Source organism: Mesotoga prima MesG1.Ag.4.2 (assembly GCF_000147715.2).
In the GTDB taxonomy this organism is placed as follows: Bacteria; Thermotogota; Thermotogae; order Petrotogales; family Kosmotogaceae; genus Mesotoga; species Mesotoga prima.
This window is the reverse complement of sequence record NC_017934.1, coordinates 397,915-424,318: the sequence shown is the minus strand read 5'-3', so window position 1 is coordinate 424,318 and position 26,404 is coordinate 397,915. Positions and strand designations below refer to the sequence as shown.

Annotated in this window: 25 protein-coding genes and 1 tRNA gene; 4 read left to right on the top strand and 22 right to left on the bottom strand. The window is 43.6% G+C overall.

Annotation, left to right across the window (positions count from 1 at the left end):
* Window positions 1–33: 33 nt before the first annotated feature.
* The 22 genes from THEBA_RS02080 to THEBA_RS01975 all read right to left on the bottom strand — a co-directional run bounded on the left by THEBA_RS02080 (window position 34) and on the right by THEBA_RS01975 (window position 21,629).
* On the bottom strand, window positions 34–744 hold the full coding sequence (locus THEBA_RS02080; protein WP_014730235.1) for a hypothetical protein: 711 nt from the start codon (window positions 742–744) through the stop codon (window positions 34–36).
* On the bottom strand, window positions 731–1,324 hold the full coding sequence (gene yqeK / locus THEBA_RS02075) for a bis(5'-nucleosyl)-tetraphosphatase (symmetrical) YqeK (RefSeq protein ID WP_006491976.1): 594 nt from the start codon (window positions 1,322–1,324) through the stop codon (window positions 731–733). The genes THEBA_RS02080 and yqeK overlap by 14 nt, the downstream gene beginning before the upstream one ends.
* Window positions 1,296–2,519 carry a hypothetical protein gene (locus tag THEBA_RS02070; protein ID WP_014730234.1) on the bottom strand — a complete coding sequence of 408 codons (1,224 nt, stop codon included), beginning with the start codon at window positions 2,517–2,519 and terminating at the stop codon, window positions 1,296–1,298. The genes yqeK and THEBA_RS02070 overlap by 29 nt, the downstream gene beginning before the upstream one ends.
* Before the next feature lie 16 nt (window positions 2,520–2,535).
* Window positions 2,536–2,814, bottom strand: a complete 279-nt coding sequence (locus THEBA_RS02065; protein ID WP_006491973.1) for a DUF503 domain-containing protein — start codon at window positions 2,812–2,814, stop codon at window positions 2,536–2,538.
* Between the two features lie 103 nt (window positions 2,815–2,917).
* Window positions 2,918–4,990, bottom strand: a complete 2,073-nt coding sequence (gene fusA, locus THEBA_RS02060) for an elongation factor G (RefSeq protein WP_006491972.1) — start codon at window positions 4,988–4,990, stop codon at window positions 2,918–2,920.
* 28 nt (window positions 4,991–5,018) lie between these two features.
* Window positions 5,019–6,692, bottom strand: coding sequence for a phosphodiester glycosidase family protein (locus THEBA_RS02055; protein WP_014730233.1), 1,674 nt, complete (start codon window positions 6,690–6,692; stop codon window positions 5,019–5,021).
* A 12-nt stretch (window positions 6,693–6,704) separates the two neighbouring features.
* Window positions 6,705–8,006 carry a thymidine phosphorylase gene (locus THEBA_RS02050; RefSeq protein WP_014730232.1) on the bottom strand — a complete coding sequence of 434 codons (1,302 nt, stop codon included), beginning with the start codon at window positions 8,004–8,006 and terminating at the stop codon, window positions 6,705–6,707.
* Window positions 8,003–9,253, bottom strand: coding sequence for a sensor histidine kinase (locus tag THEBA_RS02045; RefSeq protein ID WP_006491969.1), 1,251 nt, complete (start codon window positions 9,251–9,253; stop codon window positions 8,003–8,005). Before THEBA_RS02045 ends, THEBA_RS02050 begins: the two co-directional genes overlap by 4 nt.
* A 4-nt stretch (window positions 9,254–9,257) precedes the next feature.
* Window positions 9,258–9,977: a response regulator transcription factor gene (locus THEBA_RS02040; protein WP_006491968.1), complete on the bottom strand. Its 720-nt coding sequence runs from the start codon at window positions 9,975–9,977 to the stop codon at window positions 9,258–9,260.
* Window positions 9,949–11,424 (bottom strand): B12-binding domain-containing radical SAM protein, encoded by a 1,476-nt coding sequence (locus tag THEBA_RS02035; RefSeq protein ID WP_014730231.1) that lies wholly within the window; start codon window positions 11,422–11,424, stop codon window positions 9,949–9,951. The genes THEBA_RS02040 and THEBA_RS02035 overlap by 29 nt, the downstream gene beginning before the upstream one ends.
* Entirely contained in the window at window positions 11,417–11,824 is a 408-nt protein-coding gene (locus THEBA_RS02030) for a thioesterase family protein (protein WP_006491964.1), read from the bottom strand. The genes THEBA_RS02035 and THEBA_RS02030 overlap by 8 nt, the downstream gene beginning before the upstream one ends.
* A gap of 12 nt (window positions 11,825–11,836) precedes the next feature.
* Window positions 11,837–13,738 (bottom strand): ATP-dependent zinc metalloprotease FtsH, encoded by a 1,902-nt coding sequence (ftsH, locus tag THEBA_RS02025; protein WP_014730230.1) that lies wholly within the window; start codon window positions 13,736–13,738, stop codon window positions 11,837–11,839.
* Window positions 13,739–13,742: 4 nt separating this feature from the next.
* Entirely contained in the window at window positions 13,743–15,134 is a 1,392-nt protein-coding gene (gene tilS / locus THEBA_RS02020; protein ID WP_014730229.1) for a tRNA lysidine(34) synthetase TilS, read from the bottom strand.
* 42 nt (window positions 15,135–15,176) lie between these two features.
* Window positions 15,177–15,252, bottom strand: a tRNA-Thr gene (locus THEBA_RS02015).
* Window positions 15,253–15,296: 44 nt separating this feature from the next.
* Window positions 15,297–16,832 (bottom strand): ribonuclease Y, encoded by a 1,536-nt coding sequence (rny, locus tag THEBA_RS02010; RefSeq protein WP_006491959.1) that lies wholly within the window; start codon window positions 16,830–16,832, stop codon window positions 15,297–15,299.
* 54 nt (window positions 16,833–16,886) lie between these two features.
* Window positions 16,887–17,324, bottom strand: coding sequence for a regulatory protein RecX (locus tag THEBA_RS02005; RefSeq protein WP_014730228.1), 438 nt, complete (start codon window positions 17,322–17,324; stop codon window positions 16,887–16,889).
* Window positions 17,324–18,373, bottom strand: a complete 1,050-nt coding sequence (gene recA, locus THEBA_RS02000; RefSeq protein ID WP_014730227.1) for a recombinase RecA — start codon at window positions 18,371–18,373, stop codon at window positions 17,324–17,326. The genes THEBA_RS02005 and recA overlap by 1 nt, the downstream gene beginning before the upstream one ends.
* Complete coding sequence (gene thpR / locus THEBA_RS01995) at window positions 18,363–18,929, bottom strand: RNA 2',3'-cyclic phosphodiesterase (RefSeq protein WP_014730226.1); 567 nt, start codon at window positions 18,927–18,929, stop codon at window positions 18,363–18,365. The genes recA and thpR overlap by 11 nt, the downstream gene beginning before the upstream one ends.
* Before the next feature lies 1 nt (window position 18,930).
* A complete protein-coding gene (gene pgsA, locus THEBA_RS01990; protein ID WP_014730225.1) occupies window positions 18,931–19,470 on the bottom strand; it encodes a CDP-diacylglycerol--glycerol-3-phosphate 3-phosphatidyltransferase in 540 nt (179 codons plus the stop codon).
* Window positions 19,457–20,761, bottom strand: coding sequence for a 30S ribosomal protein S12 methylthiotransferase RimO (gene rimO / locus THEBA_RS01985; protein ID WP_014730224.1), 1,305 nt, complete (start codon window positions 20,759–20,761; stop codon window positions 19,457–19,459). Before rimO ends, pgsA begins: the two co-directional genes overlap by 14 nt.
* On the bottom strand, window positions 20,758–21,294 hold the full coding sequence (locus THEBA_RS01980) for a DUF4416 family protein (protein WP_006491952.1): 537 nt from the start codon (window positions 21,292–21,294) through the stop codon (window positions 20,758–20,760). Before THEBA_RS01980 ends, rimO begins: the two co-directional genes overlap by 4 nt.
* A complete protein-coding gene (locus THEBA_RS01975) occupies window positions 21,294–21,629 on the bottom strand; it encodes a hypothetical protein (RefSeq protein WP_006491950.1) in 336 nt (111 codons plus the stop codon). Before THEBA_RS01975 ends, THEBA_RS01980 begins: the two co-directional genes overlap by 1 nt.
* A gap of 146 nt (window positions 21,630–21,775) precedes the next feature.
* Between THEBA_RS01975 and THEBA_RS01970 the strand changes: the two genes are divergently transcribed.
* The 4 genes from THEBA_RS01970 to THEBA_RS01955 are packed head-to-tail and all read left to right on the top strand — an operon-like array spanning window position 21,776 to window position 26,393.
* Entirely contained in the window at window positions 21,776–22,429 is a 654-nt protein-coding gene (locus THEBA_RS01970) for a redox-sensing transcriptional repressor Rex (protein WP_014730223.1), read from the top strand.
* Window positions 22,429–23,034: a uridine kinase gene (gene udk / locus THEBA_RS01965; protein WP_014730222.1), complete on the top strand. Its 606-nt coding sequence runs from the start codon at window positions 22,429–22,431 to the stop codon at window positions 23,032–23,034. The genes THEBA_RS01970 and udk overlap by 1 nt, the downstream gene beginning before the upstream one ends.
* 18 nt (window positions 23,035–23,052) lie before the next feature.
* Window positions 23,053–25,374: a hypothetical protein gene (locus tag THEBA_RS01960; protein WP_014730221.1), complete on the top strand. Its 2,322-nt coding sequence runs from the start codon at window positions 23,053–23,055 to the stop codon at window positions 25,372–25,374.
* On the top strand, window positions 25,371–26,393 hold the full coding sequence (locus tag THEBA_RS01955; protein WP_006491942.1) for a BMP family lipoprotein: 1,023 nt from the start codon (window positions 25,371–25,373) through the stop codon (window positions 26,391–26,393). The genes THEBA_RS01960 and THEBA_RS01955 overlap by 4 nt, the downstream gene beginning before the upstream one ends.
* The last annotated feature ends 11 nt before the right edge of the window (window positions 26,394–26,404 follow it).

Here is a 26,404-nt window from a genome sequence, read left to right as displayed (position 1 = left end):
TCAACGCCACAAGAAATTGATGAACAGATTTCATTAGTCTGCTAATGCCTTTTTTACTGTCTCCAGTGAATCGGGTTTAAGATACATTCGTGAAACCGTTTCGCCTCCAACTCCTACTGATATCTTCATCGGAAACTCAGTTAAGGTTTCGAGCTTATAGGTCATCCTCGATGAATTTCCCAGGCGACGAAGTAGAACAGCGATCCCTTCAGAAGTCAATATGGAAGCGACGTCGTACTCCTTAACGGTTTGAACGAAATCATTTATCTTCCAGTAATCAAATAACTTAAACCCTCGCAGAGCCATGGCATCGATGAGTTCGACAGGATTCGAAGCATTGACCCCGAGTTTTGAAGAAAGAGCATCTATCAAGTCGGGGGTGAAATTGACGAAATAAGAGAAATCACCTGAAGTACCAAGCCAACTCTGAACTGCTTCAACGGCATCTGCTCCTAGTTGCGGATCAAGAACCTCTTTGGAGTTCTGAATAGTGGCGAAAATTGGGAAGATTACAAGCGATGTTCTGCCCACCGTCGTAGTCCTTACATAGTAATAGAGAGGATTATCCGCAGACTGCCAGTAGAAGAGATAATCTACATACTCTGCCTTCATCTCATCGCTGCTGTTGACCCCATTTACTATGAAATACACATAGCCTGCACCTGCTACAACGACAAGTACAATCACCAAAATCAACCACAATAGTTTTGGACCACGTCGTCTCTTGGGCTTAATTAAAGACATGACTGGCACCTCCATGTAATTCATTCCACGTCCACACGGTCTCGGGAAGCAAGAGACTGTCCGACTCAACGGCCCATGTTATTTTCAATCTTATCACGTCAACAAATGTTTTTTCCAGATCTACTTCTGCAGTTTCACGAATATGAAGGGCTTCGGAAAAGTCTCTTCCTTCTTCAGCAATATCCGAAATCATCAAAATCTTTCCCGTAGTACTCATGCCCGGAATCCCGCTTACATGCCAGTAGACAGCCTGAAAGACATCACCGTCAACTCCGTATTCCTCTTTGAGATAAAGGGCGGCAACTTTTCCGTGAAGAAGAACAGGTGCAACCCTCTCCATTTCAGTCATATCAATCCCGAAGGAAATAGCTAGTCTCATTAGTTCGTCTTCCGCCTGGTCTCTAAACATATCATGTGAAACGGCAGCGAGACCAACTCCTGAGGAATCGATACCATGAATGCTGCTTAATCTCTTTGCGAGTCTTTCCACTCTCAAAATATGCTCGAATCTTTCCGGAGAGCACATCGACTTTGCCTTGGCGCGAACTTCTCTAGTTACCGTATCGTACTCTGTAATCAACTTTAACCTCTGCAATTTGATCGGGTTCAACCGTTATAACTGCCGACCATTTTCCTTCAGCTTTTACGTATTCGAATTTTTCGTTATTTTCCATATTGATTTGGTCTACATTTTGTCCAAGATAGTCCTCGATCACTACCGCTGACGTTTCTTCAGACAGATTTCTCACGTAATATGTATTTCTAATGTATCTGTACGTACTATCAGTCTTCATTGTCTCCGAAATCTTCTTTCCGGCAATTTCAATAGATTTTGCAACGCTTTCCAGTGAAATGTTCTCTCCTTCAGCTATGTTCCCAATTCCCGCCGAGCCCAAGTAAACCGAATCGCTCCAGATATCTATAATACCAGATGGAAGATCTAGCGGGACCTCTTTGAGGCGAACATCAATATCGACACCCGTATAGTTGCTCGCTCCCCAGTTGGCCCTGAACACTAGCCTCTTTTCTCCTTCAACAAACCTCGATAGAAATGATATGTAATTGATCCCACGGCTCAGCGGGACAGAAATCTCGTAAAGCCTTGTTTCAGCGCCAGAAGTAGTTGGGGATATTGAGTAGGATGCATTAGCCATTTTGCTTGAACTCTCTCTAGCAGAGTAGCCAAATTCAGGATTCGAAGATACAAGTGTAATTGTTGACGGTGGCTCAACGCCTAAGTCAACAATCATCAGACCAGTCATTGAAAAATCGTCCACCGATAGGGAGTACCTTGCTGTCCAGTTGTTATTCGTCGTTTGGTAGGCAAACCTCGCGTGCCCGTTGTAGTTTTCTTGAGTCTCTAGCAAGAATTGTCCTGCTGGAGTGTACTCACCAGTGAAAACAGGTGAGCCCTTTGGATTGACAAGTATTTCTCCATATGAATTTCTGAATACGGGAAAGTCAGAAATAACTTCTAGCATTTCCGATCTTCCATCGTCAAAGAGGAATTTGATCCATCTCCCTATTTGTTTCTCATATAGGGACTTTAGGCTATCGGCAGGAAGATATCTTATATGTGTTCTCTCAGGAGCACCGAACACTGAAAGGCTTTCGGGTACGATATCAGCTCCATACGGCAATTCTATGATTGCGGTCCCATTCTCGAATACGACTTCTCCGGAATAGATAGAAAACCCGCTGAAGATATACAACTGCTGAGAAATAGAAATAGATGCTAAAAACACCAGCATTAACGAGACTAGAATTTTCTTCATTCTTCACCTCCATTTATTACCAGATCTCTCCGTCCTCTCCTGAGACTTCGAGACCGTTCCAGATTATTCGCTGCCAAACCGATTGAAAGAGCGAATCGAGTTCGCCCCTTTCGTTTGCCACCATGCAGACAGTGATTTCGCTCTCTTGTTTTGAATCATGTTTCCCCGTCTCAACGACTGAAGCATTGAATTTCCTTCGAAGGTCATTTAGGACAGGCTTGATTACGGCTCGTTTCTCCTTTAAGGAACTTATTCCATACAATCTCAAAAGATAAGTCATATAGCCCACGTGCATTTTTTCTCGGCTCCTCCTAACTCTCAATCCTATGACATCCACTGGTCAACTAACGTTCAAAGAAAAGCGGGGGATTTCCCCCGCTCAAGTATCGTTTATAATCTCACTTCTGCTGCTCTTCCAGTTCTCTCTGCCTTTCAAGAATGATCTTCTGCTGGACATCGGGCGGAGTCTCCTGATAACCACTGAATTTCATGGTAAAGTATCCACGACCACTCGTAATTGAGCTGAGCTTATTCGCAAAGTCTAGCATCTCTGCGAGAGGAACTTGGGCGACTACCTTTGAAGTACCCTTGCCCTGAGGTTCCATTCCCATTGGTCTACCTCTTCTAGAAGTTATTTCACCCATTATGTCTCCCGTGGACTCCTCAGGAACAAAGACCTCGACGTCCATCAAAGGTTCAAGAATGACAGGGTTTGCTTCTGCCATCCCGTTTTTAAAAGCCTGTCTTGCAGCTATTTGAAATGACATATCTGAAGAGTCAACGTCGTGGTATGATCCATAGAAAAGGGTTACTTTTGCGTCGACAACGGGATATGAAGCGAGAACACCTTTCTTCATAGCTTCCACAATGCCCTTCTCGACAGCTGGGATATAGTTCTTTGGAACAACACCTCCAACGATTTTGTCTATAAACTCAAAACCTGCGCCGCGTTCATTGGGCTCAATCTTTATCTGAACGTGCCCATACTGGCCATGCCCACCAGTTTGTTTTTTGTGCTTGTACTCGGCCTCAACAGTCTTCCTTACTGTTTCTCTGTAAGCGATCTTCGGCTTTCCAACTTCTACATCAACAGAGAATAGCTTCTTAAGCCTCTCGATCATAATGTCCAGATGGACTGAACCAAGACCGCTGATAACTGTCTCGTTGGTCTCAGGATCATTTTCCCACTTGAATGTGGGATCGGATTCTGCCAGTCTGGCAAGACCTCCACTTATCTTATCTATGTCTCCCTTTGACTTCGGCTGGATAGACTTTGATATCATTGGTTCGGGCATAACCGGTAGGTCCAGCTTCAGCTGCCTATCCTTGTGTGCAACAGTGTTACCGGCAGCGCTCTTCTTAAGTTTGCTAAGCTTCACTATGTCTCCGACCGTCGCCTCATCTACTTCAATTTCCTTTGTACCCTCCGGAAGCATAACGTGACCTACCTTTTCGGAGGAATCCTGATCAACAACATAGAAAGAGTCTCCCTGCTTCAAAGTTCCTGAAAGCAGTTTCATAAAAGTGAGCTTACCAACAAAGGGATCGACAACAGATTTGAAAATGTAGGCAACAAGTGGTTCTTCCTCAGCAGGAACTACATCAATCTTTTCTCCGGAGAGGAGCGTTGCCGCTTTCGGAGAAGCTTCTGAAGGCCCCTTGCCAACTGCACTCACAAAGTCCAGGAGCTGTGAAATTCCAATGTTCTTTCCAGCTGATCCAAGAAGGACCGGAATTACTTCGTTCGCAAGGTAGGCTTTCCTGAGGGCAGTGATCAGTTCCTCTGTCGAGAGTTCTTCTCCTTCCAGATACTTCATCATCAGTTCCTCGTCGTTCTGAACAATATCCTCGATCATTTTCGTTCTAGACTCTTCGGCCGCTGACTTTAGATCAGCAGGAATATCCTCTTCCTTGAAAGCGCCTTCGTTCTCGTAAATATAGGCTTTCATCTTCACCAAATCTACAATTCCCCGGAAGTCCGCTTCTCTCCCGATTGGAAGCTGTACAAGGACCGGGGTTCTCTCAAATGTATCCGCCAGATCCGAGAGGGTTTCTTCGTAACCGGCTCTCTCCTTATCAAGCATATTGAAGAACGCAATAATCCCCTTCTTGAGCTCCTTGGCAATCGAACCGAACCTTTCTGTCTGTATCTCAAGCCCGGCAGTTGAATTTATTACCGCAACAACATTCTCCGATGCAAAAATACCATTTGCTGTCTCGGCATAAAAATCCGACATACCGGGAGTATCGATCACATAGATTCTCTTATCATTGTGGGGTAAGCTGGTGACTCCCATTGAGAAACTTGCTTTCTTCTCTTTTTCGACTTCTTCTGAATCAGTCGCCAGGATGCCTATTCGATCAATAAGCTTTGCGTTGAAAAGCATCGCATCAACAATTTGAGTTTTACCTGACCCGTGGTGCCCAATGAGTACAATATCTCTTTTGGCATCGACCGGAATCTTGTCCATATCTGACCACCTCCAAATCTATTTCTATCTATTTACGCGACCCGGTTATTATTACGGGAAGAGAGGGAACTCCCGAGGATGGAGAATTGATTATTTCGCCATTCACAGACATCACCGATGATTTGCCGCCATCAAGACACATTAGAGATTCAAATCCCTTGTCTTTAAAGAATTCTATCATCTCTTTGAAAGTTAAGCCATAGCTACTGTGCTGGTATCCATCGATAACAATGAATACTACTTCTCCGGTTTCTTTGATGCCAACAAGCGTTCTCGGTGCTCTGACATCCAGAAGAGATGCCGAGTAGTAGTTCTGCTCATAATTAGTGACCGGTCTCCCATTATGAATTATCATGGGTCCACCCTCAACTGCTCCGGTGATCTTCACGCCAAATGAATTCATTAGTTCAAAGGAAACCGATCTGCCTACAAAAGCAGTATCTCCAATTTTCTGCAAAGACGATGGTGAAAGAACCAGCAAATCAGTATCCCTCTCCACCTTTGATGAAAATCCTTCCTTTACTATCCTTCCATCCTTTACCGACAGATAAGTGAAGTCATCGAACTCTGGAATACTGTTACGGTATTCATCGGTGTACAGCACTGCTTCGCCTCTGTACGGAGAATTAACACCCGTAATCTGAACGAACCGATCATCGAATTTTGCGAGGTACAATATGTCCATCCTTGTAACATATGTTTTTCCATCTTCAGTGAAATATATCGCCGGTCTTCCCAGGCTTGGGAGACCTAAGACTTTTCCGTTTTGAACAAGAAGACCAATGGGGAGGTTTTGATTCTGGTCGAAGTAGCCGCCGTTTATCATAATCTCTGAACCACTCTCTCTCAGAATATCAGTTGCCTTTTCGAGGCCACCAATCCCATTGTTCGCAAGTTGAACGCCAAAAGAGAAGCTGGAGCCGTTCATTTCAAGGTAAGACATAGTAAATTTCTGGCCACCTGAATAAGATTCAAAAATATTCAAGCTGAAATCCGTACTCGTTTCCTGCTCTATCGTTCTCCCTATGCCGCTTTTTCCCATGAGAGTGAGGGTTCTCCCTTTAATCTCATATTCTACGTCTGGCCAGGGTTTCTCCACGGATATCTTTACAAACCCCCTTCCAGTGGCCACTGTCACTCCTTCTGCATCCAGAAAAGGATCGATTTTCGCCGGCTTCAAGGTTAAGGCTAGAGAACCGCTTCCAGTCCACCAGACAGTGAAAAAATCCGGGAGAACGTCTCTATCCAGAGTAATTGAAACAGATTCAGGCCTGTTCACAATGCTTTTTATCGTTACAGGCTGCGCATAGAGTATCAGTGCCTCAGTCTCGCTGAAGAAAGACTTGTCGGTAATTGCGGCAAGTAGCTCGGCATTAATGTAGACCATGCCATCCTTAAAGATCATCGAGTTGTCAAATTCACTTCCAAATTCCACGGTTGCCCTTTTTGTCTCGTGAGATAGAGAAACAATTATTCCCGAAGGGAGAATCATTATTGTCTCTTCCTGTCGAAGTGATTGAGAGACAACTACTCCTCTTATCAGCTCACCGATAATATCAAGTTTTACAAAGTCCATAGATCGGTCAGTTACAACGGAGTTGGTAAAGACCCTCGTCTGCCCTCTTTCATCAAGGTATATCAGATTCTTTGCTGATGAGACCAATGAAATGAGAAGAAAACAAATAAAGATAATGCGTTTCATATAATGCACTCCTTAGATCACTTCGTAAACTATTGGAGGAGGGGATGTTTTCTGCTCTGAAATGACAAAGCTATCAACAAGCTTCTTAGCCTCATTATCGGCATTTCTTTTGTCGTTTGCATAAATAACTGCGATAACTTCATCTTTCTCGACCCTATCACCAATTCTCTTCAAGATTCTTATTCCAACCGATGGGTCAATAACGTCTTCCTTACGTTCTCTTCCAGCACCCAGCCTCATGCAGATTAGTCCAATAGACTCCGCATCAACTGATTGTACGTACCCGCTTACACTTGTCCTGACTTCCTCAACAATTTCGGCCTCTTTGAAATGAACTGCATAACTTGCGGAAAATCCTTCTGGACCTCCTTGAGCGTAGACAAATTCATCGAATTTCCTCAGTGCCTCGCCGGAGAGTATCAGTCTATCGACAGTCCTCAATGCGTCTGCCTCGCTTTTCATCCCGCCCGCTACGAGCATCTGACCCGCAATTATTCTACACAGAGAGCTAAAATCCTGTGGACCGCGTCCTTTAAGGGTATCGATGGCTTCAACAACCTCAAGGGAATTTCCCACTGAAACGCCCAGCGGCTGGTTCATATCGCTAATTACAGCCTTCGTGGCTCTTCCGTTCTTTCTTCCTAAATCAATCATAGCTCTTGCAAGCGTTTTGGCACCATCCAGATCTTTCATGAAGGCTCCTGTACCAATCTTGACATCAAGGAGAATTCCATCCGAGTCTACTGCGAGTTTCTTGCTCATTATGCTTGACGCAATTAGCGAGATCTCATCAACAGTTGCTGTAAGATCTCGAAGAGCATAAAGTTTCTTGTCCGCAACTGCAACTTGCGCTGTCTGACCTGCGAGGGCTATACCAATGCGCTCGGCTTGCCTTTTGAATTGTTCTATGTCCAGTGAAGTCACAAAACCCGGAATCGATTCAAGTTTGTCGATTGTCCCACCAGTATGACCAAGCCCTCTTCCAGACAATTTAGCAAAAACTAGGCCGGCGGCTGCTACAATAGGTCCAACAACAAGAGTAACCTTGTCGCCAACCCCACCGGTAGAGTGTTTATCGATTTTTCGACCTTTGATAGACGAAAGATCAATCCGATCACCAGACTCTATCATAATTTCAGTGAGATGGAACCTCTCTTCTGCATTAAGGTGATTGAAGTAAACAGCCATTAACCATGCCGCCATTTGATAATCAGGCACAATTCCTTCAACGAAACCCATTATCAGTGAATCCAGCTCTTCTCTGGTGTTGGGAAAACCATTTCTCTTCTTCATTATTATGTCGTATATTCTCATTCAAACACCTTCTTAAGCGGTAGCTTGACTTTCAAGATCGTTCCTGTACCGTACTCGCTCTCAAGGGAAATCGTGCCTCCGTGCTTCTCAACAATAAACCTTGTAATCGCCAGTCCGAGGCCGGTCCCACCCATTTTTCTCGATCGAGCTTTGTCTACTCTATAGAAGCGCTCAAAAATGTGTTTCAAAGAGTCTTCCGGTATTCCAACTCCAGTATCTTCTACTTCTATCATTGCGGAGTTATTCTGGGCATAGGCTCTGAGCCAGATTTCTTTTGGCCCGTGTTCCTTGGCAAAGGTGTATTTCACGGCGTTGTCTACAAGGTTCAATAGAAGCTGTACAAGTCTGTCAAAATCACCCTCCACAAAAATCCCTTCATCTACGTCGACATTTATGGAGACATTCTTCTCACTCGCGAGAGGCTCAACAATTCTCATTACGTAGTTGACCACCTCTCCTAACTCCACATCCTCTTTGCTGAATGATGCTTCACCGGATTCAAGTTTTTCCAGATCGAGCAAGTCGTTAATTAATCTCGTCATTCTGGCAGATTCGTTTTCAATTATAGAAAGGAATCTGTAGACAGTCTCTTTATCCTCAAGATCGTCCTCGGCAAGTGTTTCAGCGTATCCGTGGATTGATGTTAGCGGTGTCCTAAGCTCGTGGGAGACATTTGCGACGAAATCTCTTCTCATTGCCTCAACTTCCTTCTCCTTCGTGATATCGCGGAGAAGGATGAGATATCTAACTTCACTTTTAAGAGTGACTCTCATTATCTTGCAATTTCTTACCGATCTTCTGGGATAGTATATAGTTATCTCGGACTCTTGACTCTCCTGAGTTCTAACCGAATCTTCAAAGAGATCGCCAATGTAGTAACTGTCTATCCCTTCACTGATTCTTAGACCTACGAGCTGCTTGCTAGAAAGTTCTTGCGCAGCTTTGTTGGCGTATTCGATCTTTCCGTCCTCCGACGCTATCAAGAAGGCATCGCTTAAGTTGTCGAAGATCATGACAAGGTTTTCGATCCTGGTATCTAGAAGAGCAATCTCTTCTTTCATACTTGAGATCAGCTGTTGAACCTTCTTATATATAAAGATAAACTCGGCGCTTCTCGGAACTTCGACGAGATCCGCAAAGCGCCTTTTAGCGGCTTCTAATCTCTTATTCTTTTGATTCTCATGTCTAAACAGAATCATGAAGAGAAAAGCTATCACCGCAACAGCAGCGAGGACAGCATAAAGCAATTAATCAATCTTCCTTTCCGGGATCTCTGAACTTATAGCCTTTTCCTCTGACTGTGATTATATACTTCGGAGTAGAAGCGTCTTCTTCGATTTTCGTTCTAAGTCTTCTGATATGAACATCAACAGTTCTTGTGTCACCATAGTAATCGTATCCCCAGAGTTTATCAAGAAGCACATCCCTGCTGAAAACCTTTCCTTCGTTCTCTGCAAGGAATCTTAGTAGTTCAAACTCAAGAGGGGTAAGGTTAACCATTCTGTTCCTCACTCTTACCTCGTACTTTTCTGTATCGATTTCGAGATCTCTTGCGAGTATCTTCTTTGGCCTTTCCTCTTTTGCCTGCGCACTCTGCTGAATTCTTCTAAATACCGCTCTTATTCTAGCCAGCACTTCTCGAACACTGAACGGTTTGGTGATGTAGTCGTCTGCACCAAGCTCTAACCCCAACACCTTGTCAAATTCTTCACTCTTCGCACTCAGGAAAATTACGGGTGTCTGTCTAAACTTCTCTGTCGCTCTAAGGTTTCTTACAAGTTCGAATCCATCCATTCCTGGAAGCATAATGTCGACGATAAACATGTCTGTTTCGTTGTCTTCGGCAATCTTCAACGCTTCTTCTGCATCATAAGCTTTCAGGACTTCGTAGCCCTCCTTTTTTAAATTGAAAGTAAGGAGCTCCACGATCGAAGGTTCATCATCAACGACCAGAATACTCTTCTTTGCCATGCTCTTTCCACTCCTTCCGTTCCGAATTCACATCCTCTGCGTATTTGTTCAGAATAGGTGTTGGATCAATTCCACGCTCGACAAGTTCAAGTAATTCTCTTCCTTTTTCTCTATCGATGCTGGCAAGGGCAAACTGCAACCGCGATTCTTTAAGGCTCTCAAAATCGAGTTTGACTCCCTCCATCATCAGTTCCGATCTTATTTCCCTCTCTAACTTTCTGAGAACGCCGACCGACTCCATTGGCATATTCTCAAACGGCGTGCCGGGTTTCGGAATCAGCGGGTTCAGACTAAGTACTACACTTGAATAACCCATCTTTAGAGCTTGATGCACTGTTTTCGATATTTCTGTCCTGTCATCCTGGGTCTCAAAAACAGCTCCATATATGTAATACATCTTCACCCTGTGAAAATCATTATTCCTTCCTAACTCCAGTGCCTCAGTGATATCTTCCTCGCTTATCCCCTTTGCAAAGGCATTCCTTATCTTCTGGCTTCCCCCCTCCGGAGCAATTGTGAAAAAGCTTTGTCCGGAAAGCTTCAGAGACCTCATCAATGTATCCGATAGAGAATCAAGTCTGAGAGACGAAACTGACAGCTCATAACCCTTTTCAATACAGTGTTCTGCTATCTCATCAATATCTGGATAATCTGTAACCGTCGCAGCAATCAGTCCAAATCTCTTTGTGAATCCCGCGACTGAATCCATGAGATCAATCGTGTCTTTCAATTCTCTGAACCTTGGCCTTCCAAATTTGTATCCCGCGACACAGAACTTACATTTTCGAAAGCATCCTCTACCAATCTCTATGAGATACCTGTCTCCGAAGACCGAATCCGGACTGATAAAAGCGCTTTCACCCAGGCAATTAGAAAAAATCGTTTCCTGGTGTTCTGTCTCGAGAGTAGAAACCATCTCCTCTTTACTCATGCGATGATCAATGGCAGAGAGTTGCTCGAGGAATTTCTCACCAAGATCTCCCCTATAAACCACATCTGCAATTTCAGATACAAGAGAGTCATTGAAGTAGGTTAAGGCTCCACCAATAAGGATCAACGGATGAAACCTGTTCCTTTTTTCCTTCCTAAGGGGTATCGAGAACTTATTCAATATTTCAAAGACGTTGAGCAGATCGAGTTCAAAATGCACAGAAAAAGACCAAATCACAAATTCATCTAGCGGCGTTAATGAATCAAAAGAATAATACTTCGAAAAACCCTCATGAAAAAAGAATCTCTCCGCCCTTATACTACCCAGCTCGTTGAACTTAGTCATCAAAACATGAGTCGATAGACTTGCGCTTCCCACTTTATATGAGTTCGGGTAGATAATTGCTACCTTCACATCTCCAAAACCACGTATTTCTTTAACAAATCGCTCTCTTGATCTGAGTCTGGAAACTATCTCATACTCGCTCCAGCTTTTTCTGTCTCTCGGTTTACGCACCAAATGCTCTCCTAAAGAAGTCAACAGAGATGAACTTCCTGGAGAATTCAAAAGCACCCGCTTCGGTTCCTAGCTGTACAACCGACCCGGAAAAGTGCACTTCCGCACTATCTGAAACGGATACTATCCTGATGTTTATAACGAGCTCCTCTTCCATCAATATGGGAGAGTAGTGTTTTACAGATGTTTCAGAAACCACAGAAACCAGTAAATCCGATTCGAAGTCAGATATCAGATTGTGGCCACAACTGTGGACAATCTTCATCAGTCCACTGGTAGACAGGAGATTTAGCAGTTCAACATCGTACCGTTCCGACCATCTCAAAGAAACGTCGGTAGGAATAACAGTTTGGGTAAATTCACTGTTTTCCAGCGATCTTAACCGCTCTAAATCCAGCATTTTTCGCCACCTTTAATCCTTTGCAATATCTGGCTCTTCTGCAGATGCTCCTGGAGCAATGTCTATGGTCTCAAGATCATCCTTGTAATAGTTACCGCCTTCGAGTCCAAGAATATCGGCCAGTTCCTTCCCCGAAATAGTCTCTTTCTGAAGAAGGTACTCTGCCGCATCATCAAGCTTTTTTCTATGGTCAGAAAGGACTCTCTTAGCTTTTTCATAACAAGTGAGAACAATAGTCTTGACTTCGGAGTCAATTTCGCTAGCGATCTCCTCCGAGTAATTCTTCATCCGTGTGAGTTCTCTGCCCAGGAATACTTCTTCTTCCTCTTTGCCCCAGGCAATGGGTCCCAGTCTTTCACTCATTCCAAACTGTGTTACCATACTTCTCGCCATCGCGCTGGCTCTTTCCAGATCACTAGCAGCTCCTGTGGTTATTTCTCCAAAGACAAGATCCTCGGCTGCCCTTCCTCCAAGCGCCTGCGCCATATTATCCAGAAGCTCAGACTTGGTTATGAGATACCTATCCTCCAGCGGTAGACTCTCCGTAAAACCCAGGGTAGAAGTCCCACGAGGAATTATTGTTACTTTGTGAACCGGGAACGCCTTTGGAAGAATTAAGCCGACAACCGCATGGCCCAGTTCGTGATAGGCAAGTATTTTTTTCTCTCTATCGTTTATGATTCTCGATCTCTTTGCAGGACCGGCCAGGACCCTATCAATGGCTTCCTCAAGTTCTGCCATTCCAATCATCTTTTTCTTTTTTCTGGCTGAGAGAATTGCCGCCTCATTGATCAGGTTCTCAAGATCTGCACCGACAAATCCAGGTGTCCTCCTTGCCAAGAGCTGAACATCGACTTCGGGATCTATCGGTTTTCCGCGCATATGTATCTTGAGAATCTCTGATCTCCCTTTCAAATCAGGAGGATCAACAGATATTTTCTTGTCGAATCTCCCAGGTCTTAGCAAAGCTTTATCGAGAATGTCTGGACGGTTTGTTGCGGCTATTACTATGACACCTGTTTTAGCATCAAATCCATCCATCTCTACTAGAATCTGGTTTAGAGTCTGTTCCCGCTCGTCATGCCCTCCGCCAAGCCCTGCTCCTCTATGTCTTCCAACCGCATCGATTTCATCGATGAAAAGAATCGAAGGCGCTGAAGACTTCGCCTGAGTGAACAGATCTCTCACTCTTGCCGCACCGACTCCCACGAAGAGCTCGACGAAGTCCGACCCGCTAATGAAGAAAAACGGAACTCCTGCTTCACCAGCTACGGCTCTTGCAAGCAATGTCTTTCCCGTTCCGGGAGGCCCCACAAGCAGAAGACCCTTTGGCATTCTTGCGCCAGTGTCTGCAAATATCGACGGATCCTTGAGATAGCTGACAATGTCTGCAAGTTCTTGCTGCGCCTCATCAACTCCTGCCACATCTTTGAAAGTCACCCTCTTATCAGTGTTAACGTACTTCTTTGCGGGGCTCTTCGTAAAAGTGAAGGCTTGAGAATTCCTACCGGACATTGATCTCATTAGGAAGAACCATATGAATATGATTATCCCCAGAGGGATCAAAGTACCGAGGAGATTCACCCAGAAAAGAGAATCGCTTCCTCGCTCGAACGTTATGTTTGCGCCTCTTTCAGCAAGCAAGTCAATGTGATTCTGGAAGGTTTGTGTTACAAGCGTCTGAGATGGAACATAAGTCTCAAGAGACCTTCTTGGGTTGTCTCCCGTTATGTAGACAACTTTTCCGCTGTCGTAAACAACTATATCGATTATGTTATTGAAGTCATCCAGAAATTTTGTGTAAGGAACTACAATGCTTGTCTCAGTTGGATACAGGCCCCTGAGAGCAATCAGCAGGAATAAACCTAAAACAACGTAAAATACAATCATTCCAATCCTGGGCTTTTGATCCACAGAACTACCTCCTTTCAAGGCTAAAAACTACATTGTTACGACTGGAGGGGCCAACTCTACACAACTCGCTCGTGACAACACCTGGAATCCAGAGGATCTCTCCAAAAGCGTTTTCAAGAACCATTATCATACTCGAGAAGCCCTTAAGACCTTTGTCTGACAAAATATCTACCACTTTCTTCTCTCTCTTCATTCCAAAGGGTATAATCTTATCCTTGTTGTTCATCCCTCTAATACTCAACGGAAAGATAATTCGGGAATCTGAACATATACTTTTGAAAGCACCATCAAATTCACCGTAATTCTCACTTGAAATTCCCGCCTTGGATTCGACTTTAATTTGCCAGCCTTCAGCCTCACAGACAAAAGGAATGGACTCTATAAAACTTTTTTCATGCCCATGAAACTCAAGGGTTCCTCTGTAAAAAAACACATATTTGCCAATCCTGGAAGCTTTCAAATTCTCTTTGAACTCGACTGTCCACCGACCTTCGTCTTTAGAGAAGAGATCAAAAAAGGCTAACGCACGCTGCCGAGAAGGAGGGTAGTTGTCAAAACTCATCATAGACACTATCTTTCTAACCAGCTCAAGAATGAGAGGTTTCTCTATCTCTCTCAGTTCAGAGAGCTTAGCGAAATATATCCCATCTGCCTTCCCAAATCTAGACATTAGCGTTTCAACCCTCGAATCAATTAACGAGTATCCATCATAGATATTTTCAAAGAACCTCCAAATTGCTTTGTTAAGCGCCGGGTTTATCTTTCTTAGTTCTGGTATGACCCGCAAACGCAGGAAATTGCGCTCAAAACCATCCTCAGCGTTGGTTTCATCCTCCATAAATGTAACCTTGTTAATTGTAACATAATCTATAATACGTTGCATATCGCTGAACAGCAGTGGCCTTATCAAATCGCCGTTCGATGGGCGCAACCCAATTACGCCTTTCATGCCTGTCCCCTTCACCAATCTCAATAAGGTATTCTCCACAAGATCATCTCGATTGTGGCCAAGAGCAATGCGGTCGGCTCCTATCATAGACTTCACGTCTCTCAAAAAACCGTATCTTACTTCCCTTGCAGCCGATTCAATTGATTCTCCCTTCTTCGTTCTCATGTATTCCCTCACATCGCGCTTTTCATGGAAAAAATCTATAAAGCGATCTTCACAGAACTGCTCAATCATTCTTGCCTCTTCTTGGGGTCCCTCTTCGCGAAGGCCATGGTTTAGGTTAGCCGCGAAGAGCTCTATCTTCAGTGTTGATTTCAAGTTGTTTAGAACATTTAAGAGAGCCATTGAATCCTTTCCACCGGAAACGGCAACAAGAATTCTCTGCCCTTCGCGTACGAGATCCCATTCTTTTACAAATCGAAGAACCTCTAACTCGAAGTTATCCATTTTTCCCACCACCAATAGTAATGCGCCCGTAAAGGGCGCATCTGGAGCCAACGAAGGGACTTGAACCCCCAACCTGCTCATTACGAATGAGCCGCTCTACCGGTTGAGCTACGTTGGCACCTGGTTTCAATTTTATATCACTGCTTTTCCTATGTCAATCTTTCAGGAAGCATAAGAGACGCTTCTTCGCTCTCTTATTACAGTAACCTTTATAACACCGGGATATTCCAGTTCTTCTTCAATCTTCTTTGCTATATCAATGGCCATCTTTTCAGCAAGAAGATCGTCAACCTTTTCAGGTTCAACGATGACTCGAATTTCCCTCCCGGCTTGAATAGCGTAAGCCTTCTCTATGTGTTTGAACCCGGTGGCAATATTTTCGAGATTCTCCAGCCTCTTTATGTACATATCTAGCGACTCTCTTCTTGCTCCGGGCCTGGATGCCGAGACTGCGTCTGCCGCGGCTACCAGAACTGCCTCAGGAGTTAAAGCTTCGGTCTCACCATGGTGATACTGAATCATATTCACCACGTGACTCTTTTCGCCGTATCTCTTTGCGATTTCTCCGCCGATTATTGCGTGGGATCCCTCAACTTCGTGATCAATCGCCTTCCCGATATCATGAAGAATTGCACCTCTCTTCACCTTATCGACGTTCAGTCCAAGTTCCGAGGCCATCAACGCCGCCAAATGCGCTACCTCGATCGAATGCTGTAAGACGTTCTGCCCGTAACTGGTCCTGAACTTCAGTCTACCGAGAAGTTTGACAAGCTCCGGATGCATAGAAGGAATTCCCACTTTCATTAACGCTTCCTGACCGGCTTCCTTTATTTCATTGTAAATCTCTTTCTTGGATTTCTCGTACATTTCCTCGATTCTTGCCGGGTGAATTCTGCCATCTTCCACAAGTCTATCTAGAGTCATCTTGGCTATTGCTCTTCTCAGAGGATTGAAACAAGATACGACTACGACTTCAGGTGTGTCATCGATTACAAGATCTGAACCTGTTAGCTTTTCGAAGGCCCTGATATTTCTACCCTCTCTTCCAATAATCCTACCTTTCATTTCATCTGAAGGGAGGCTAACAGCGCTTACCGTCACATCTCCTGTGTAGTCTGCAGCGTAACGCTGCACAGAATTCACGATTACCCATTTTGCGTAACGGTTTCCCTCTTCATCGTAGTGATCTTTCAATTCCTTCAGCTTTTGGGCAAGATCATGTTCATATATCTCTTCAGCTCTCTTCAGAACCATATTCCTGGCTTCCTCCATCGAAAGCTCGGCCAAACTGAAGAGCTTCTTTTCAGCTTCTTCTTTCATTTCTTCAACCCGAGCGCGCTCTAAATCTAGTTGCATTCTCGTCTTTTCAATAGCTTCTTCCTTTTTGTCGATGTTGTCTTCTCTTCTCGAAATCCTGTCTTCCCATTGCTTCAGTTCCTCTCGATCTCTCTTGAAGTCCTTCTCCTGCTCTTCCCTAAGTCGATGGAGTTCTTCGCGCCCTTCAATGAGAGCCTTTTTCTTCAGATGATCTGCCTCTTCCTGAGCCCTTTTTATGATCGATTCTGAATCTTGCTTCGCCGATTTCAGCTGGAGTTGCAGCTCCTCCTTCGCCTTCTTCACGGCAGAGGGGGTGAATATAAAATAAGCCAGCGCTATCCCTGCTGCGAGGCCGGCTATTATACCAATCAAAAACATCATAGTTTCTCAACGCTGGTCCTTTCAATTTCAGTCGAGGAAACCAGCTCCCTCCCTTCATGATTTCTCATCAATTTCGTCAATTACTTCGTCTATTAACGAAGACGAAAATCCTTTTCTATAAAGTTTTCTTCGTATTTTATCAGCATCTGTCCTTTCTGCACTACCAATCGCAATTTTCGCAATCTCTTTCAAGTCGCAGTTTTCCAATTCCTTCTCAATTGAATCAGAGATAATCTCTTCCAAGATGCCCAGTTTGAAAAGCTCCTGTCTGATTCTGAATGGGCCCTTATGATGAACGTTCAGTCCATCGCTTACATAGAGTCTGGCAAAGACTCTGTCGTCTACTAGCTTTTGCTCTTCAAGTTTTTCAATGACCTCATCGACTTCTTCCTGAGAATAACCCTTTTTCAGTAGTTGGTCTTCTATCTCCTTTCTGGATCTCATCCTATACCTTATGTATCTAACTGCATCCTTCATTGGATCGGAAAGCACTATCCTTCCTCTTCCTTCTCCTCTTTTTTAGCTTCTAAGAGTGGCAAATTGTATTTTGCTCTAAGCCTGTTTTCTATTTCAAGAATCAATTCGGGATTCTCTTTCATGAATTCCACACCGTTTGACTTTCCCTGACCAAGACTTACCTCATTATTATCTTCCGAGATGTAGGTATACCAGGCGCCTTTCCTCTCTATCATGTTTTCTGAGAGCGCAAGATTGAAGAGCTCGTTTGCATGTTCAATACCCTGTCCATAGATTATGTCAACCTTCGCTTCTCGGAATGGAGGCGCAACTTTGTTCTTCACGACTTTTATCGTTGTCTCGTTTCCAAGGACCGTATTTCCTTCTCTTATCGCGCTCCCTCTTTTTATCTCAAGCCTTACTGAAGAGTAAAACTTAAGAGCTACTCCTCCAGTGGTGGTTTCAGGGTTCCCGTAAACTACCCCAATTTTCATTCTCGTCTGGTTAATGAAAATGACTATGCATTTGGACTTACTAACATTTCCGGAAATCTTTCTCAATGCCTGAGACATAAGACGGGCTTGGAGTCCGACTTGAAGTTCACCCATAGCCCCCTCAATCTCAGTTCTAGGGACCAGGGCAGCGACAGAATCTACTACAATTAGATCAACGGCATTTGATCTTATAAGACCATCGACGATATCGAGGGCCTGTTCCCCGTAGTCTGGCTGAGAAATAAGAAGATTGTCAACATCTACGCCGAGGTTCTGGGCATAGTGAATATCCAGCGCATGTTCGGCGTCGATAAAAGCAGCTATTCCACCGCGCTTCTGAACTTCTGCAATAGCATGCAAGGCAATGGTCGTCTTGCCACTTGACTCCGCACCATAGATCTCAACAACTCTACCTCTCGGGTATCCTCCAACCGTCAAAGCGATATCAACTGCAAGCGATCCAGTAGGGATAACTTCTATGCTTTTGTGTTCTTCCTTATCACCCATCAACATTACTGAACCCTTACCAAACTGTTTTTCAATGTCCTTTATTGCCCTTTCAAGTGCGTTCTTCTTATCCTTAGACAGCATGTTCAATCAGTCCTCCTTCAAAACTGCATGTGAAGACCTTCCTGTATGTTGCACCTTCCCTCGAAAGGATAGATTCGAATATTGTAACTTCTCCAACGGGGAAGATTATGCGCTCATTTTCAAGAGTGCTTAGAAACTTGCGCCACATGGGTGGACTAAACTTCATTCTTCCAACTGTTAGATGGGGTCTGAAATTCTCGTCGACAGGAAGACTTAACGCCTCAAGCACTACTCTTGTTTCTCTCTGGAGATTGACAAGATTTTGGTTCCGCTCGATTGCAACCCAGATTACTTTCGGCAGATCCTTGTGCTTGAAATAACCTATTCTACCCGTCTCCAAAGTAAAAGAAGGAAAGCCTCTTAATCTGCGAGAAAGCATCGACGCGAGCAAAGCAAGTTTCTCCAACTCAATGTTGTCAAGAAATGCGAGCGTGACATGAGCGTTTGCTCCAGGCACCCAGGATGCTTTGAATCCCATTCTTCTAAGCTTTTCCGATATACCGTCTATCATGGCCGGGACTCTCTCGCCGGTGTCAACTGCAATAAAAGAGCGCAATTTACTTTCCTCCCTTAAAGATATCAAGATTCTTAAGTAGGTAATTGCCCCCACTTAACGCCGTTATGATAGCAACAAGGATCTCGAACCAAACCATCACACTCGGAGCGGGAAATCCCCAGAGCAAATTAGAGTAAAGAAGTATCAAGAGCGTAATTTGCGCCACGGTCTTGGCTTTGCCAAATATGTCCGCGGCAATCACTTTTCCCTTACTTGAAGCAACCATTCGAATCCCTGACACAAGTGTATCCCTGAATATGAGGATAAAGAGGAACCACAGACTGATCCTGGACAGTCCCATAAACCCTAAGAAAACTGAAGTAACCAGTATCTTATCGGAGATCTGGTCAAGGAATTTTCCTAAATCCGTAACCAGTCCACGTTTTCGCGCTATTCTGCCATCGAAGAAATCTGTCAAAGCAGCGACAACGAAAACAATAAACGAAAAATAGTGACCCACAACACTCCCGCTCATTAGCATCAGCAATGCAGGTATAGTAAGCAACATTCTGGATAAAGTTAAAATATTAGGCAAGTTCATCCAAGATAACACCTTCCATGTCATGTTCATAAGAATCAGTAATTCTCGCTTTAACAAAAACCCCATCCTCATTATGACCTTTAAGTACCACCACTCCGTCAACGTCTGGCGCACTGTTATAGGCTCTTCCAAGTGAATAACTTGAACCGCTTTCTTCAACAAGAACAGTCATTATCTGTCCTTTGAACTGGGAAAGCCTTCCGGCTGAAATCGTGTCCTGTTCTTCAAGCAACGAATTGAGCATTTCCTTAGCCGCCTTTCTGCCGATCGTCCTCTTCTGGCCGAATGCCTGAGTCCCTTCTTCGTTGGAATAAACGAAGCCTCCAAGTCTATCGAATTTTACACTTCTCACAAAATCAAGGGTTTCATTGAATGTTGCTTCACTTTCACCGGGAAAACCAATCAACAAGGTTGTTCTCAGAATAGCGTGAGGAGCCTTTTGCCTTATTCCAAACAGCAGCTCGCGCAACCGATCTGAATCCTTTATCCTCCCCATCTTCTTCAAGATTCTTGTAGAACCGCTTTGAACTGGAATATCAAAATAATCTACGACTTTTGACAGTGAGAGAATCGAATCGACAAGCTCGTTGTCAACGTGATCAGGATGAAGATAAAGAACTCTTATCCAGAAATCCCCATCAATATTGTTGAGCCTCTCAAGAAGGCTCTTGAGATCCGTTTTCTCATTCAAGTCTTTTCCATATTGTGTACAATCCTGAGAAACGAGATCGATCTCCTTTACTCCTTTTCTTATGAGAGAAAGTGTCTCTTTAACTATACTATCTGGATTTCGACTCACCGACTTCCCCTTGAAATTAGGAATAGAACAAAAGGCGCAGTTTCTGTTACAGCCATCTCCTATCTTCACATAAGCAGAATACTTACTGCTGACCACTCTACTGGAAAAGTCGTATACTCCATCTGGCTCCTTCAAATAGAAGAACTCCCCATTTTCAATTAGATCTGCAAGAGTAAATGGACTTGTAACTCCTATAAGTCCATCTATCTCAGAAATTTCCGATTTTAGTTCATCAAAATATCGCTGCACAAGACACCCTACAGCTACTACCTTCAATCCAGGATTCTCTTGCTTAAGAGAAATGAATTTGAAGATTTCCTCCACACTCTCCTTTTTTGCATCGTCAATAAAGCCGCAGGTATCTATAATTATCAAATCCGCAACTGAAGCATCTTCAACTATCTCGTGTCCTCTATTAGCCATTATCCCCATGAAGTTGTCCATGTCAGCGATATTCTTTGAGCATCCCAGAGAAAGAACTCCGAGCTTCATAGCCTTTCCTTTCTCTTGAGAAGATACAACTCCCTGATTTTCATAAGCTCTTCTATGTATTCACGATCTTTGTAATTGGGATAAGTGTATGGAAGAGGTTTCAAAGAGCCATCGATGTACATAAGCGTAATTTCTGCATAAATGCCGTCTCCAACATAAACACGATTTGCCCAGTGCTTCGTAGAGGCCAGCACGAACTGCGCATGATGAATGTAACCCGGATCCAGATTTACCTTTCGATTGCCTTCCAACGTGAAATGATCTTCTATCGCATTCGTCAATCTTTTTATCAGAGAAATCTGTTGTGGGTGAATAAGCCTTTTGAAGGAGATCAATTTTCCCCTCAAGCCATATCCCATTTCATCATTGTAATAAGATGTGTACCTATCAAAATCCAGAGCCTTTGAAATGTAGTCTGCTGGCCCAAATCTTTTCTCAAGAACAGGTTGAATCTCCTGCAATCTGTAATCTATATATGAACCGAAAACAAAGATTACGAGATTGACCATCTCCGTCTTTCGATAATTCCCCATCACTTTACACTCACTTTCACACGCGGAATACTCACATTGACTATCTTTCCGCCACCTCTTACTGTGTATCTTCCGGCTACTTCTTGCTCGACAATTACTTCGTCATTTCGCCCAATACTTAGCATCAAACTCTCCCCAGGCTGAAGAACGTATCCTTCATCATCCAGGAGAATCCTGATCGGTGTAGTATTATCATAAAAAATTACCTCAAATTCAGCCGACCGCGATTCCTTCACATATCTGATAATGTACAAAGTTTCAACAAAAAGGAAAAGAGATATGATCAGCATTAGTACTAATACAAATTGGCTTTTCAAAACAACTCTCTTTTCCATAGAATGTGCTCCAGTCTACATTATGAACATTCTAAAGGTAATTATAGCACGTAGCTGTCTCACATTTTTGAGTGGCTCAATCAAAGATGAACCGACGGTAACCATGATATAATTTTCGCAAAGGAACTCCTGGAGGAAGATAAATAATGGACAGTAGGAAGATTCCCAAGCCCACGATCAAGAGACTTGCAATTTTTCACAGATGCCTAGAAAATCTGGTGATCTCTGGGGTGTCAAGCATATCTTCAAAAGACTTTGCCGACAGGCTAGGCATCAAAGCCAGTCAAGTCAGAAAAGACCTTTCATATTTTGGCGAGTTTGGCAAAAGGGGTGTAGGTTACAACACCGAGCTTCTTCTTGACAGCATAAGCGAGATACTGGGAATCAGAAAGAGGTGGAATACCTGTATAGTTGGAATGGGAAATCTGGGGATGGCGCTGGCCAACTATCCAGGCCTTTCCAAATCGGGATTCGTTGCAAAGGCACTGTTCGACAACAATCCTAACAAGATAGGAATGCCCATGCCAAATAACCTCATGATTGAGTCCACGGCCAAATTGAAAGAAATAGTCAAAAGTAGGAATGTTGAAATCGGTGTGATTACTGTTCCGGCAAGCGCGGCGCAGAGCACCGCCGATTTGCTAACGGAGGCAGGTATAAAGGGCATAGTGAATTTTGCGCCAATAAGACTTTCTTTACCTCAGGAGATCATAAACGAAGAGATAGATATTTCGGCTTCTTTCCGGTCACTTGCTTTTAGCATGACTTATGGATCTTCAAAGAAAGGAAGAAAGCATTAATGGTCCTCGTTTCAATAACTGGTGGCAGCGGGGCAGGAAAGACGTCGGTGACAAATATGATCTTCAACCACTTCATGGAACGAGCTGCGGTCCTTTCTATGGATGACTATTATAAGAATCTCGATCCAGGCACCGATCCAAGACAATTCAACTTTGACTCCCCTAAGGCCTTTGATTTTGAGCTTTTCGAAGAGCATCTCAGATCCGTTAAAGAGAACAAAAGCATTATGGTTCCTGTCTATAGTATGGTGACCTATAGGCGTGAGTCTGGAATATGTAGAAAGTTCATACCTAAACCGTTGATTATTGTCGAAGGACTTTTGGTAATGTTCAAGAAAGAAATGAGGGATCTCTTCGATTTTTCGATCTACATAGATGCACCGGCTGATGAAAGGCTAATTAGAAGAATTGAACGGGATACAAAGGAACGAGGGAGATCAATAGAGAGCATAATCGAACAATACAGAAAATTTGTCGCCCCCTCTTTCGAAAGTTTCATAGAACCGCAAAAATACTTTTGTGATATAGTTTTACCTGACGGGGCCGCAAATACTACCGGTCTCAATGTGATAATCAATGCTATTGAGAATATGTTAAACAAGTGATCGGGCTGGAGGTGTGAAGTGCCAAAGAGATTACTCTCGGTCATTGTGTTTCTGGCGATCGTCATTCTTTCCTTTTCTTTTAGCCAGAAAGTTATTATCGAAGATTTCAAGGCCTACGTAGAAGACTACAATAAGGAAGAGCCAAGTCTTCCAAAAGTTCTGAAGCTGATTGAAGATCTCGATTATTTGTCTGTCTACAGACTTTACAAACTTCAAATGGTTGGTAGCATAGAAAAGAAGGAAAGTTCGACAACTATTGCCGGACTTCTTACCAGGCATATTGAAGCATTCGATGAAAGTGAGTTTCGTGACATCGACGACAGAATCGCCTACAGTGCCTTTCTCGCCTGGGTCCTTACTGATATTTCTGGAAAGCCTTTTGAAATACATACCCTCAATGAAATGCCGGCTTACCTTGAGGTCTTCAATACATATTCCTCAAGAGTACGTGAAATGGCCGGAGAAGTCTACAAAGAATGGATCGCCTATTCTCTAGGCCTAATAGAAACCAAGCCCGGTTTATTTCCTGACGAACTTCTGGTAACGGATTCCTTTTCTTCCTACAGTATTGAAGCTGATGCGCCATATGATTCAGAAAAAGAAATACTAAGCCTTTCAAACAGAAGTGTAATTGATGCGCTTAATTCAGCAATTTCGACCATAAGCAACAGAGAATATAGTGTTAGCTCGCTCGTCGATGAGGAAGTCAACAGATTAGCTGTTCAAACTGCGATGGATCTTTCACAGGTAGGCAATGCAGAAATTATGTCTTCGGGAAGAGAGCTTTTCAGACTTTGGCTTCTTAGATCAATTGGATTGATTGATAAAGCCCCATTTTATCCTGAATCCGTTGAGGTAAGAGTTAAGGACATCCCGGGATTTGAGATTGATTCCATACCTGAAGACTCCTACTTTCAGGATTTGATGGACATTCTTGAGGAGAATCAAGAATTAAGATCTCAAATAGTAGAGAAGATCCAGATGGGAGCCCAGCTTTTATCTCTAAAACAGTTTACTCCTACAAGTCTAATAGAAAGCGACATCGAAAGCGAAGTAAGGAAGATCGTTCCGATTCAGGCAAACATAATGGGAGGAATAAGGAACGAGCTTTCCAAGAGCCTAGTTTCAAGTATTGATAAACGTATCGATCTCTGGTGGTTAAGAGTATTGGCCTATGCACTGATTGCCATTTTGGGATTCACAGTTGTTCCTGCTATGAGAAAATATGTTATTGGAATAATAATAATTCTGGAAACGCTTTATATCTTCTTCATCGGAGAGATAACCACGGGCATATTTGATTTGTCGCTTCATTCAGTTGTTGCTCTGCCAGCGTTTGCTTTCGTGTTCATACTTGCTGTTGCAGCCGCATTCAACAGAAGAAAAAGGAGCAGGATACTTATTCTGAAACTCCTTCTCCTTTTCTTGATAGCATTACTGCCATTCATGAACCTTCTCAACGAACAGCCTGAACTCCTGATGGACAACTTTGAAGGATTCTATGATTCCGTTTATTATTCAACTTTGAAAAATGATGTCTTTCTTGCGCCGGAATCGATGATCAGCCTTCAAACAAGAGACTTGAACTCACTTGTTTCAAGTGAATTGAATAGCTTCAAGAGAGTCTTGAGAGTCATTATCCCGAACAAGATGAACTCTTTCTCAACGGCTGCTGAAATGAGTTTTAGTGTCGACTCAAACGGAAGGCTAAGAGTGGCTGCACCGGCATTCAGTGAATACATGTCAATTGAAAATCAGAATACTTATGTCTCTGAATTAGAAGGCCTTACAAAAGATATAGAAGGTTTCATTCGCGACAGCGAAAGAAATCGTAAAGGTTACGAAGCTGCCTTATCAACCCTAATAGATACTTCAGAAAGAATTGTTAGTTTTGCAGGTAGTAGAATGAGAGAAGATTTTTCTAATTCACTGGAAACGGAGCTTCAGTCGAAGCCGGAACTTGAAGTCGCCCTTGATGATTACCGTGAAAAGATGGCCCCTCTTCTGAATGACGCCCCTTCTTCAGTTCCAGTTAAGGTTTACAGAGTTCCCGAATTTGCATCGCTTGTCGTGGCTCTGCTCTTGCTCTCAATAACATTGTTCGTTGTGCGAAAACCGGTTATCTCCTTCATCAATCTTGCAGTGATCACAGCTTATTTTTTAATCGTTCTGCCGGGTATCGATACGCTAAATCTCTTTGTTCAAGGCGGATCTCCGATGCTAAGAATATCTATTGAACCCTCAGTAAACGCTTTGTTTTTGATAGTTTTTGCGGGTATAATTGCATTATCAGTTCTTTGGATCTTACTATCTCATAAGAAAGGGAGTGTTGTTGAATGAAACTAAAACTTTTGTTGGTGTTCTCACTTATTCTAATGTTTGCTCTCCCGGTACTGGCTATGAAGGTAATCATGGTTACAGACGTCGGAGGACTTGGTGACAAGTCTTTTAACGACGGCACGTGGGAAGGAATAGTAAAGGCCTCTGATTTTCTCGGACTGGAGAGAGAAGTAGTCCAGTCGAAAGAGCAGGCCGACTACATTCCGAATCTGTCTAATGCCGCCAAGGAAGCAGACATCGTTTTTGGAGTAGGCTTCATGATGGCTGACGCACTTTACAAGGTTGCCCCTCAGTTCCCGGATACTTACTTCATTGGGATCGACATCGATCCGATCGAGAACATGCCCAACAACGTGGCAACTTATCTTTTCAAAGAACAGGAAGGAGCTTTCCTAGTTGGTTACGTTGTTGCAGCTATGACGAAAACAAACATGGTAGGTTTTGTCGGTGGTCTCCCAATTCCTCCGGTCGAAAGGTTCCGCTATGGCTATGAAGCTGGAATCAGAGTTTACGAAGAACTCCATGGAAAGACCATAAGCATACTTCAGGGATATACGATGGACTTCAACGATCCGAAGAAGGGAAAGGACCTTGCCATCGCTCAGTTCGCAGAAGGCGCGGATATAGTCTTCCATGCCGCAGGGGCCTGTGGAAATGGAGTCATCGAGGCCGCAGCTGAGAAGGGTGAGGGCTTCTTCGCAGTTGGTGTCGATGTCGATCAGGATTACATGGCTCCTGGAAGAGTTCTTACAAGCTCAGTTAAGAGAGTCGACATGGCTTCTTATCAGGCCGTCATGAGTATTGCTCTGGGAACATTCGAACCTGGAGCAAAGACACTGGGTATAAAGGATGAAGGCGTGGGAATAAGCCCTATGACCTATACCAAGGATATAGTAGGACCGACTATCCTTTCTCAAGTCGAGTTCCTGAAGGGCCTAATAAAAGCCGGAACGCTAGTTGTTCCTGATACTCAGGAAAAACTTGACGCTTTCGTTGTCCCAGAAATAACCCTTCCTTAATGGAAGCTCTT

Excerpts from the sequence above, each read along its gene's own strand:
- THEBA_RS02080 (WP_014730235.1), bottom strand. The coding sequence starts at position 744 with ATGTCTTTAATTAAGCCCAAGAGACGACGTGGTCCAAAACTATTGTGG.
- THEBA_RS02070 (WP_014730234.1), bottom strand. The coding sequence starts at position 2,519 with ATGAAGAAAATTCTAGTCTCGTTAATGCTGGTGTTTTTAGCATCTATT.
- THEBA_RS02065 (WP_006491973.1), bottom strand. The coding sequence starts at position 2,814 with ATGCACGTGGGCTATATGACTTATCTTTTGAGATTGTATGGAATAAGT.
- fusA (WP_006491972.1), bottom strand. The coding sequence starts at position 4,990 with ATGGACAAGATTCCGGTCGATGCCAAAAGAGATATTGTACTCATTGGG.
- THEBA_RS02055 (WP_014730233.1), bottom strand. The coding sequence starts at position 6,692 with ATGAAACGCATTATCTTTATTTGTTTTCTTCTCATTTCATTGGTCTCA.
- THEBA_RS02050 (WP_014730232.1), bottom strand. The coding sequence starts at position 8,006 with ATGAGAATATACGACATAATAATGAAGAAGAGAAATGGTTTTCCCAAC.
- THEBA_RS02040 (WP_006491968.1), bottom strand. The coding sequence starts at position 9,977 with ATGGCAAAGAAGAGTATTCTGGTCGTTGATGATGAACCTTCGATCGTG.
- THEBA_RS02030 (WP_006491964.1), bottom strand. The coding sequence starts at position 11,824 with ATGCTGGATTTAGAGCGGTTAAGATCGCTGGAAAACAGTGAATTTACC.
- tilS (WP_014730229.1), bottom strand. The coding sequence starts at position 15,134 with ATGGATAACTTCGAGTTAGAGGTTCTTCGATTTGTAAAAGAATGGGAT.
- rny (WP_006491959.1), bottom strand. The coding sequence starts at position 16,832 with ATGATGTTTTTGATTGGTATAATAGCCGGCCTCGCAGCAGGGATAGCG.
- recA (WP_014730227.1), bottom strand. The coding sequence starts at position 18,373 with ATGCTGTCTAAGGATAAGAAGAACGCACTTGAAAGGGCAATAAAGGAC.
- pgsA (WP_014730225.1), bottom strand. The coding sequence starts at position 19,470 with ATGAACTTGCCTAATATTTTAACTTTATCCAGAATGTTGCTTACTATA.
- rimO (WP_014730224.1), bottom strand. The coding sequence starts at position 20,761 with ATGAAGCTCGGAGTTCTTTCTCTGGGATGCTCAAAGAATATCGCTGAC.
- THEBA_RS01980 (WP_006491952.1), bottom strand. The coding sequence starts at position 21,294 with ATGGGGAATTATCGAAAGACGGAGATGGTCAATCTCGTAATCTTTGTT.
- THEBA_RS01975 (WP_006491950.1), bottom strand. The coding sequence starts at position 21,629 with ATGGAAAAGAGAGTTGTTTTGAAAAGCCAATTTGTATTAGTACTAATG.
- THEBA_RS01970 (WP_014730223.1), top strand. The coding sequence starts at position 21,776 with ATGGACAGTAGGAAGATTCCCAAGCCCACGATCAAGAGACTTGCAATT.
- udk (WP_014730222.1), top strand. The coding sequence starts at position 22,429 with ATGGTCCTCGTTTCAATAACTGGTGGCAGCGGGGCAGGAAAGACGTCG.
- THEBA_RS01955 (WP_006491942.1), top strand. The coding sequence starts at position 25,371 with ATGAAACTAAAACTTTTGTTGGTGTTCTCACTTATTCTAATGTTTGCT.